Below are 9484 nucleotides of genomic sequence, written 5' to 3' on the forward strand. Positions count from 1 at the left end.
GGCCGTTCCGTAGAAGTGCATGTTGTCGCTTGTGAAGACCCCGTCGACGATCGAGGGGTTGCTCGTCGCGTACTGGATTCCTTCGTCGGCTTCGTCGTTGCAGGCAGCCAGCGCAAAGGCCGCCAGGCTCATCATCAGCAGTTTTTTCAGCATGTCATTGAAAGTTTAGGGTGAATGTGACGCCGAAGGTCCGGGGTCGTCCGCGCTGGACGAACTCGTGTCCTATCGACTTGAAATAGAATACGTTGTAGACTGATCCCGTGAGGTTGCGGCCCCACACGCCGATCGACCAGCGGCGGTGTTCGAGCCGTACGGAGGCATTCATCAGTGCGTAGAAGGGCTCCGTGAGCGAATTCTGCTCGTTCCACGCAATGGGGCCCGCCCCCTGGACGCCGGCCTCGACGACCACGTCGCCCAGCCACTCGACGCCCGTCGGACGGCTCCACGTGGCGCGGGCCGCGAAGGTGTGCTCCGGGGCATAGGGGACGCGCCGCTCGGCGTAGTCCTCCACACCGCTGCGGTAGCGCACGAAGCGGGCGTCGGTGTATCCGTAGTTGAGGTTCAGGTCGAAATCCTTGCAGGGCGAGACCTGCAGCGAGAGCTCGGCACCGCGGCTGCGCGAACGTCCGGCGTTGGCCATCATGCGGCCCGTGGCCTGCCCTTCGGGGAAGACGGTCAGCTGCTGGTCGCTCACCTCGATCCAGAAGAGGGCGAAGTCGCCCCGCACGGCGCCGTCCAGACACGAAAAGTGGCCGCCCAGCTCGAAGTTCCAGCTGTACTCCGGACGGTAGGACATCCGCTCCGGATCCACCTCGGGGATGCCCGAGACCATCGCCCCCTGGAGCTTTTCCTGCAGAATGTCGGAGAACATCTGCGTGTTGAAGCCTCCGGCCTTGTAGCCGCGTGCGATCGAGAGGTAGAGGTTGCGCATCGGGTCGAAGGCGTACAGCGCCGTCACCTTCGGAAGCACCTCGAGGTAGGAGTGGGCCAGCCGGTCGCGGTCGTCGATTGCGATCCGCTGCGGGGAGAGCTCCCCGCCGTTGATGCTAAGCCGGTAGTCCAGATCGGCGCGGCTGCGGTAGCTCATCCGCGTGCGTTCGAAGTCGGCCCGCACTCCGGCCGTCAGTAGCCACCGCCCCAGTTGGAGCCGCGATTCGTGATAGAGGGCCGCGCCCCACGTCGGCGTGCGGAACTCCGACGAGAGCAGCAGTTCGTCGGCGTCGATCGTGTAGTAGAGGACCTCGGGCGACGTGTTGGCATTGTCGAGGATCAGCCGCTCGATGCCCGTGCGCTTGAAGGTCACCGGGGCGTCCATCCGTTGGTTGCGGTAGAATCCGAAGGCGCCGAAGAGCCATCCGTAACGCTCCGTGCCGCGCGAACGGATGACGAGATCCTCCGTCAGGGCGTGTTCGCGGATGGCCTGCCGCAGCGTGAAGTAGGAGAGCGGCGTGAAGTCCTGATCGAGCGTCATGGCGTCGTCGAGGTACTGGTAGCTGGTGATCGACGAGAGGCTGTAGCGCGGGGCGTCGTAGCGCAGCGTCAGCCCGTCGCTCAGCGACGTGCGCAGGTAGCCGCTCGGGTCGTTGTAGGCGATCTGTCCCGGGCGAAGCAGCGTCTCTCCCCCCTCGACGATCGGTTCGCCGGCGTAGGCATAGGGGTAGCCGCCTTGTTCGAGCCGGGCCGCGGAGAAGGTGTTGTCCAGCCGCAGTCCGCGGCCGTTGTCCCACTGCACGCGCCAGCGTCCGCCGATCTGCCACTCCCAGTCGCATTTGCGACCGCTCCAGTCGTTGGTGAAGAAGCCGTCCGAACGCGTGTAGAAGCCCGTCACGGAGAATCCTACGTCCTGCCGCGGCCGCCAGTAGGCCGAGGCCCGCAGCCGTAGCGTGTTGCCGCTGCCGTACTCGGCCAGGGCGCGCACCCCTTCGTACGTCAGGGGCGAGAGGGTGTAGACGTTCACGACGCCGCCCATCGTGTTGCGACCGTAGAGGGTCGACTGCGGGCCGCGCAGCACCTCGATGCGTTCGATGTCGGCCAACTCCGCATCGAATCCGTTCTTGTTGAGTACCGGCACGTTGTCGACGTTCATGCCGATGACCGGCTGGTCGATCCGCGCGCCGAGTCCCCGCACATAGACCGACGAGGTCATGCGCGAGCCGTAGTCCGGGACGTAGAAGTTGGGGGCCAGCGAGGAGATCTCCTTCAGTGTGGAGATGCCGCGGCGTTCGACGACGCGGCTGCCGAGGATTGACGACGCTACGGCCGTCGAGCGCAGCACGGGACCCTGCTTGATGGCCGTCACCTGCACGCGGTCAACGACGATCGTCGTGTCGGCCATCTCCGCATCGGGGTCCTCCGCCGCCACGGCGCGGTGCCCCGCCCCGAGAAGGATCGGGAGGATCAGCAGCGGAATGAGGTGTCTGTGGATCGGCATCGGACAGTCGGATACTTTTTCAGCGGTTTTGCGATGCAAAGTAACGCTTTTCCGGCGAAAGCTGCAATCCTAATTTATGAGGAGCGGGTTGTTTCAGGATGCGGTGGTGCGCTGCCGGTGCGCTGTCAGCTCTCTGCCTGCCGGCCAAGGGTCCGGTCGTGGGTTTTGTTGCGGCGGTCAGTCGTGAGGACGGTTGCAGCGGTCGGTTGTGGGGTTCCTGACGTGACGGTCGGTTGCGTCGTCGGTTGTCGGCGGCCGTGGCCCCCCCCTCTCTCTCTTGTCAGATCTCGTCGGCGTCGACCAGCCCGGAGGTCAGCGCATAAACGGCCAGCCCGGCCACCGAGCGGATGCCGAGTTTCTCCATGATGTTGCGGCGGTGGGAGATGACCGTCGTCAGCCCGATACCCAGCCGGTCGGCGATCTCCTTGTTGATCAGCCCGCGGGCGATGAGCGTCAGCACCTCGGTTTCGCGTTCGGAGAGGGGCTGTGCGGCGGTTTCGCGGTCGCTGAGCGTGTGCTCGGGGCGCCGCACGTGCTGCTGCATGCGGACCAGCGCGTGGACGAACTCCTCCTCGTCGGTGTCGACGTCGAGCGAGTGCATCCCCGGACACGGGCTTCCGTGGGTCAGCACGATCGTGCGGTGGCAGCGTTCGCGGAAGAAGGCACTGTGGGCCCGGAAGACCGGAGCCGCGACAAAGCAGTGAACATAGCGGTCGGGTCCCGCCTCGAGATAGGCCTCGAAGGTGCGCAGCAGCTCGACCGAGGCCTGCGGAACCATCTTTTCGAGCATCGAACGCAGCCCCGCACCCACGAGGATGTTGGAGGTCAGGACGGCTATTGCGGGGGTCGGCTGCATGGCGTTATTCGTGGTGATAGGGTTCGTTGTTGAGGATCGTGAAGGCGCGGTAGATCTGTTCGGCGAAGATCGCCCGCACGATCTGGTGCGAAAAGGTCATGCGCGAGAGCGACAGCTTTGCATCGGCCCTCTCGTAGACCTCGTCGGAGAAGCCGTAGGGGCCCCCGATGACCAGTACGAGACGTTTGACGCCGCTGTTCAGCCGCTTCTGCAGCCACAGCGCAAACTCCACCGAGCGGTATTCGGTGCCCCGTTCGTCGAGCAGCGTGACGTAGTCCCCGTCCGAGAGCTGGCGCAGGATGGCTTCACCCTCGGCCGTGCGCTGCTGCTTGATGCTCAGACTCTTCGTGTTGCGCACGTCGGGCAGTGTCGTTACGGCGAAACGGCAGTAGTGGTTCACCCGCCGGGCGTAGAGCTCGACCAGCGCGGCGACCTCCTTCGAGTCGGTCTTGCCGATCAGGATCAGTTCGATGTTCATGAAGCGTCAGAGGTCGCTGTTCCACTCGCCGTCGGCGTCGGAGTAGATCACCGGCCGCGACTTCTCCACCGACTTGAGCCACTCGTAGGCCTTGTACATGTTGTAGCCGTTTCCCGAGGGGCAGCCCAGGTCGTAGGCCACCACGCAGGTGAAGTTGCGCGAGCGGTAGTACATCGACTTGACGCGTTCGATGTACTCGTCGACCAGACGCGGATCGTTCGATGGCGTGCCGCCCACGCGGCGGTCATCGCGCTTCTCGGGGGCGTCGATCGCCGCACGGTCGATGACGTAGAGCCCCAGCTGGTCGCACAGTTCGTAGAACCACACGGGCTGCGGATAGCTCGGGCAGATCGTATTGTTTCCCTTGGCCTTCAGCGTCTTGAGCTCCGAAAGGGTCGTCTTGCGGTCGGCGGCGGCGTTGTATTGGGCCTTGACCAGCCGCAGCTCCTTGCCCAGCCGCATGAGTCGTCCGTCGACGAGTTCCGTCTTGCCGAATCCGATCTTCAGGGGCATGTACTCCTTGTAGACGCCGTTGCGGCGCGTGAAGAGCATCACGCTGTAGAGGGGCGGATTTTTGCTTCCGGCCTCCCACTTGTGCTCATAGGTGTGGTAGATCAGCGGCGTGTAGCGCACCGTATCGGTCGAACGGCCCGGGATGGTGATCTCGGTCATGTTGAACTCCTGCAGTTTGCCGTCCGGCGAGTAGATGTCGTACCCCACGGTGACGGGTTCGTCGTAATTGTAGGCGTTGCAGGCGATGATCTTCAGATCGAGCATGCCGAATTCGCGCCCCAGCGTGTCGGGGACCAGGGCGATCTCGAAGTCGGCGATCGAACGCCGGTTCTGGTAATAGAGGTAGCTGTTTTCGAAGAGCGGACGCTGCACTCCCTGGCCGTCGATCGCCAGGTGCCGGGCGTGCATCAGCACGCGGAACGAGTTGACCCCCTGTCGGACGTAGGGCGTCAGGTCGAACTCCGCGGGGGTCAGCGGATCGTTGACCTCGGCCACGGGCCGGTCGTTGAGCCACAGCGAGTAGCCGGCGCCCGTATTTTCGAGGTGGAGGAAGACGCGACCGTCGGTCCATTCGAACGGGATGTCGATTTTCGCGCCGTAGAAGGCGCTGATCTCGCCCTCGGAGCGGGTGATCAGTTCGGGACGGAACTCCATCCAGTAGCCTCCGGCCTGGCGGTTGCGGGCATCGGCGTCGTGGCGGGCGTTGTAGGGGACCACCTCGGTGCGGAAGATGCGGCCACCCTCGGCCAGGGGGCGGGCAGCGGATTCCTCCTGGGCAGCAGCCGTCAGCGTGCAGGCTGCCAGCGCAGCCGTCCATAACGTTCGTTTCATCGTATGCTGAGATAGATAAGCACGACAAAGGTACTTTTTTTTTGTCAAATCGCAAATAATGGCTAACTTTGGCAATTCGGAAAAACGTGTGAACTGAATATCCTATCTATATCCTATGAAAACGCAGAGAATCGCAGAAATCCTCAAGTCGGGGGTCGTGGACAGCGACATCGTCGTCAAAGGTTGGGTGCGCACCAAGCGCGGCAACAAGAACGTGGCCTTTATCGCCATGAACGACGGGTCGTGCGTGAACAACATACAGGTGGTGGTCGATCTGTCGAAGATCAGCGAGGAGCAGCTCAAGCCCATTACGACGGGAGCCTGCATCCGTGTCGACGGCCGGCTGGTTGCCTCGCCCGGGGCCGGTCAGGGCGTCGAGGTGCAGGCCGAGCGGATCGAGATCTACGGTACGGCCGACCCCGATACCTATCCCCTGCAGAAGAAGGGCCACTCGCTGGAGTTCCTGCGTGACATCGCCTACCTGCGTCCGAGAACCAATACCTTCGGCGCCGTGCTGCGTATCCGCCACGCCATGGCCTACGCCATCCACGAGTATTTCAACAGGAACGGATTCTACTACTTCCATACGCCGATCATCACCGCTTCGGACTGCGAAGGGGCCGGCGCCATGTTCCAGGTCACGACGCTCGACCTGAACAATCTGCCCAAGACCGAGGAGGGAAAGGTCGACTATACGAAGGACTTCTTCGGCAAGTCGTGCAATCTGACCGTTTCGGGACAGCTCGAAGGTGAGCTGGGCGCCCTGTCGCTGGGCCGCATCTATACGTTCGGCCCGACGTTCCGCGCCGAAAACTCCAACACGCCGCGCCACGCCTCGGAGTTCTGGATGATCGAACCCGAAGCGGCGTTCTACGACCTGGAGGACGATATGGAGCTGGCCGAGGATTTCCTCAAGTACTTGATCCAGTATGCGCTGGACAACTGCAAGGAGGACCTCGAGTTCATGAACAAGATGTGGGACAAGGGGCTGATCGACCGGCTGAAGTTCGTGCTGCACAACGATTTCAAACGCCTCGACTACACCGAGGGTATCGAGATCCTGAAGGCTTCGGGCCGCAAGTTCGAGTTCCCGTGCGACTGGGGCTGCGACCTGCAGTCGGAGCACGAGCGCTACCTGGTCGAGGAGCACTTCAAGCGCCCGGTGATCCTGATCAACTATCCGAAGGATATCAAGGCCTTCTACATGAAGCAGAACGACGACGGAAAGACCGTGCGCGCCATGGATGTTCTCTTCCCGGGCATCGGTGAGATCATCGGCGGCTCGGAGCGTGAGGCCGACTACGAGAAGCTGAACCGCCGCGTCAAGGAGCTCGGCATGAACGAGCGCGAACTGTGGTGGTATCTTGATACGCGCCGCTGGGGATCGGCTCCCCACTCGGGCTTCGGTCTGGGCTTCGACCGTCTGCTGTTGTTCGTCACCGGTCTGACCAACATCCGCGACGTACAGCCCTTCCCGCGTACACCGATGCACGCCGATTTCTGATCGGTCGGCTGCCGTACTTGCGGCCGGTACGCCTTGGACGGCGACCGGCCGGCAACAAACCCTCCCCGGTCAGGGCCGGAGGCTGCGGTGACGCGGCTTCGGACACCGATCACGGGAGACGGGCTGGCCCGGTATTGAGCGCCCCGAAGGGTGTGTGGGTATTGGCCTTTGTGAGTCTGGAGCAGGGACGGTCATCGGAACCCGGCAGTGGGAGAAGTTGGCCTTAGCGAGCCTGTAGCAGGGGCATCGGGACTTTGGGGCGAGGAAGTTTATCCCCCGGAGTCCGCTGCTCGAGCGGCGATCGACCACCCCTGAATGTGGAAAACCCGAACAAACCCGAAATGAAGAAACCAAATTGGAAGGAGATTCTTATTCTTAATTTGGATTCGATATGGCAATCAATCAGAAACAGGTACTTTCGCTTCAGCAGAAGCTCTCTCCGCAACAGATTCAGATGATCAAGCTGCTGGAGTTGCCTACCGTGCAGCTCGAACAGCGCATCAAGCAGGAGATCGAAGACAACATCGTCCTCGAGGAGGAGGAACGTCCCGCCGAGGACGAAGACCTGCAGCCGCAGGAGATCTCCGTCGACGAATACCTGCGCGAAGACGATACCCCCTCCTACAAGAGCCACATCAACAACTACTCGAAGGACGACAAGCAGCGTCCGGTCTACCTGACCGAAGGACGCTCGCTGCAGGAGTATCTCATCGAGCAGTTGAATTTCCGCAACCTCTCGGAGCGCGACATGCGTCTGGCGACCTATCTGGTCGGAAGTCTCGACGAGGACGGCTACCTGCGCCGCGACCTGGAGTCGGTGGCCGACGACATCGCCTTTACGGTGGGTATCGAGACCTCGGCCGAGGAGCTGGCGCGTATCCTGGGGATCATCCACGAACTGGAACCGGCCGGGATCGGGGCCCGCGACCTGCGCGAGTGCCTGCTGCTGCAGATCGACCAGCTGCCGCTCAATACGCGTCCGCGCCGGTTGGCCCGCCGGATTCTGGCCGACTACTTCGACGAGTTTGTCAAGAAGCACTATGAGAAGCTGATGGCGCGGCTGCAGGTCTCGGAGGATGAGTTCCGCGAGGCCATTGCCGAGATCAAGCACCTTTCGCCCAAACCCGGCAACCTCTATGCCGAGGGGGGAACGGATACGACACCCTACATCATTCCGGATTTCATCCTCGACTATCAGGACGGTCATTTCAACCTCTCGATGAATTCGTACAACGTCCCCGAGGTGCGGATCAACCGCCGCTACGTCGACATGATCCGCGACATGGTGGGTCCCGACGGCAAGGTCAAGGAGCAGGATCGGGAGGCGCTGCAGTTCGTCAAGAACAAGATCGACTCGGCCAAGTGGTTCATCTCGGCGATCAAGCAGCGCCACGACACGCTGATGCGCACGATGCAGACCATTCTCGACTACCAGCAGGAGTACTTCAAGGACGGCGACCGTTCGAAACTCCGCCCGATGATTCTCAAGGATATTGCCGACCGCACGGGGCTCGATGTCTCGACCATCTCGCGCGTGGTCAACAGCAAGTATGTGCAGACGCAGTTCGGGATCATCCTGCTCAAGTCGCTCTTCTCGGAGGCGATGCAGACCGAATCGGGTGAGGAGGTCTCGAGCTATGAGATCAAACACATCCTCCAGCAGTGTATCGACGGCGAGGACAAGCGCCACCCGCTGACCGACGAGACGCTGATGGACATCCTCAATTCGAAGGGATACCGCATTGCGCGGCGTACGGTGGCCAAGTACCGCGAGATGCTGGGCATCCCGGTGGCGCGGCTGCGCAAGCAGATCTGACCCCGGCGGAGGGGGGGGGAAATTAAAGAACGGGGCTGAGTGATGCCCGGTCGCGTCGGGGCGGCCTTAAAAAGCATGAATGCAATGAATTATCGGAAAATAGCCAATACGCTCTCGTGGGTGCTGCACCCCTTTCTGCTGCCGGTCTACCTGATGGCGGTGCTGCTCACGATGACCACCTTCGCCCACTACTCCACGCAGGTGAAGTTCTACCTCATGTGGGTGGTGGCGCTCTATGCGATCGTCATTCCGTTCCTGGTGCTCGGCGTGCTGCATTCGCTGGGGCGGATCTCCAGTTTCAAGGTGGACAACCGTCGCGAACGGTGGCTGCCCCTGGCGGTCGGAATCGTCTGCTACATCCTTTGTGCCATCACCTTTGCGAAGATCCCCTCGGCCATCTTTCTGCGCAAGTTCATGGTGGCGGCCGCCTGTTGTGAGGCGATGTGCCTCGTGGTGTCGTTGTGGTGGAAGATCAGTCTGCACCTGACCGGCATGGGGGCCGTGGTGGCTCTGCTCGTGGTGATGAACATCGTCGGAGTGGGCAACATGCTCATCCCGCTCATGGTCGCCATCCTTGCCGCCGGAGCGCTGGCCTCGGCACGTCTCTACCTCGGCTGTCACAACGGCGCGCAGGTGCTGGCCGGATTCTGCGGCGGTTTCGTGGTGGCCATGCTGGCCGTACTCTTCCTGTAAATCCGGAACCCGATTTATTTCAGCTTCGGCAGTCTGCGGTCGTCCGGAGCGGCCTCCCGCAGCGAGATGGCAAATCCTCCGCCGCGGGCCGTCCATACCGACAACCGGTTGCGGGCTGTGACCCGTCCGCTGCGGATGCGGTAAGCCTCCGGGTTCTCGGCATAGTCGGCATCCGGCGCATCGGCGTAGAGCGTTGCCACGTACTCCCGGCCTGGTTCCAGAAAATCGAAACCGATATCTCCATCGTCCGGGCCTCTTCGTTTTTTTTTTTTTTTCTACCCCTGTCCATGAACCATTAGTTGCGGCCTTTGGTCTTGGGGGCCGCCAGCCTATAGGCCCCGGGTTCGGGCGCCCTCTGCAGC

General features: G+C 62.2%; 8 protein-coding genes. 3 read left to right on the plus strand and 5 right to left on the minus strand.

What is annotated here, in order from left to right; all coding sequences use genetic code 11:
* Positions 1 to 154: 154 nt before the first annotated feature.
* From PUQ42_RS09985 to PUQ42_RS10000, 4 genes are all read right to left on the minus strand, one after another.
* Positions 155 to 2431, minus strand: a complete 2277-nt coding sequence (locus PUQ42_RS09985; protein ID WP_273373346.1) for a TonB-dependent receptor — start codon at positions 2429 to 2431, stop codon at positions 155 to 157.
* Between the two features lie 280 nt (positions 2432 to 2711).
* Entirely contained in the window at positions 2712 to 3287 is a 576-nt protein-coding gene (locus PUQ42_RS09990; RefSeq protein ID WP_273373348.1) for a helix-turn-helix transcriptional regulator, read from the minus strand.
* A gap of 4 nt (positions 3288 to 3291) precedes the next feature.
* Entirely contained in the window at positions 3292 to 3765 is a 474-nt protein-coding gene (gene rlmH / locus PUQ42_RS09995) for a 23S rRNA (pseudouridine(1915)-N(3))-methyltransferase RlmH (RefSeq protein ID WP_087309450.1), read from the minus strand.
* Positions 3766 to 3771: 6 nt separating this feature from the next.
* A complete protein-coding gene (locus tag PUQ42_RS10000) occupies positions 3772 to 5109 on the minus strand; it encodes a glycoside hydrolase family 2 TIM barrel-domain containing protein (protein WP_273373350.1) in 1338 nt (445 codons plus the stop codon).
* Between the two features lie 115 nt (positions 5110 to 5224).
* Between PUQ42_RS10000 and asnS the strand changes: the two genes are divergently transcribed.
* The 3 genes from asnS to PUQ42_RS10015 all read left to right on the plus strand — a co-directional run bounded on the left by asnS (position 5225) and on the right by PUQ42_RS10015 (position 9122).
* On the plus strand, positions 5225 to 6613 hold the full coding sequence (gene asnS, locus PUQ42_RS10005) for an asparagine--tRNA ligase (RefSeq protein ID WP_087309452.1): 1389 nt from the start codon (positions 5225 to 5227) through the stop codon (positions 6611 to 6613).
* A gap of 391 nt (positions 6614 to 7004) precedes the next feature.
* Positions 7005 to 8429 (plus strand): RNA polymerase factor sigma-54, encoded by a 1425-nt coding sequence (gene rpoN, locus PUQ42_RS10010; protein WP_273373352.1) that lies wholly within the window; start codon positions 7005 to 7007, stop codon positions 8427 to 8429.
* Positions 8430 to 8513: 84 nt separating this feature from the next.
* Positions 8514 to 9122 carry a hypothetical protein gene (locus tag PUQ42_RS10015; RefSeq protein ID WP_273373354.1) on the plus strand — a complete coding sequence of 203 codons (609 nt, stop codon included), beginning with the start codon at positions 8514 to 8516 and terminating at the stop codon, positions 9120 to 9122.
* Between the two features lie 14 nt (positions 9123 to 9136).
* Here the strand turns inward: PUQ42_RS10015 and PUQ42_RS10020 are convergent, their stop codons facing one another.
* A complete protein-coding gene (locus tag PUQ42_RS10020) occupies positions 9137 to 9358 on the minus strand; it encodes a glycoside hydrolase family 97 C-terminal domain-containing protein (protein ID WP_420534967.1) in 222 nt (73 codons plus the stop codon).
* Positions 9359 to 9484 lie beyond the last annotated feature (126 nt).

The organism is Alistipes megaguti (genome assembly GCF_944320325.1).
GTDB classification, from domain to species: domain Bacteria; phylum Bacteroidota; class Bacteroidia; order Bacteroidales; family Rikenellaceae; genus Alistipes; species Alistipes megaguti.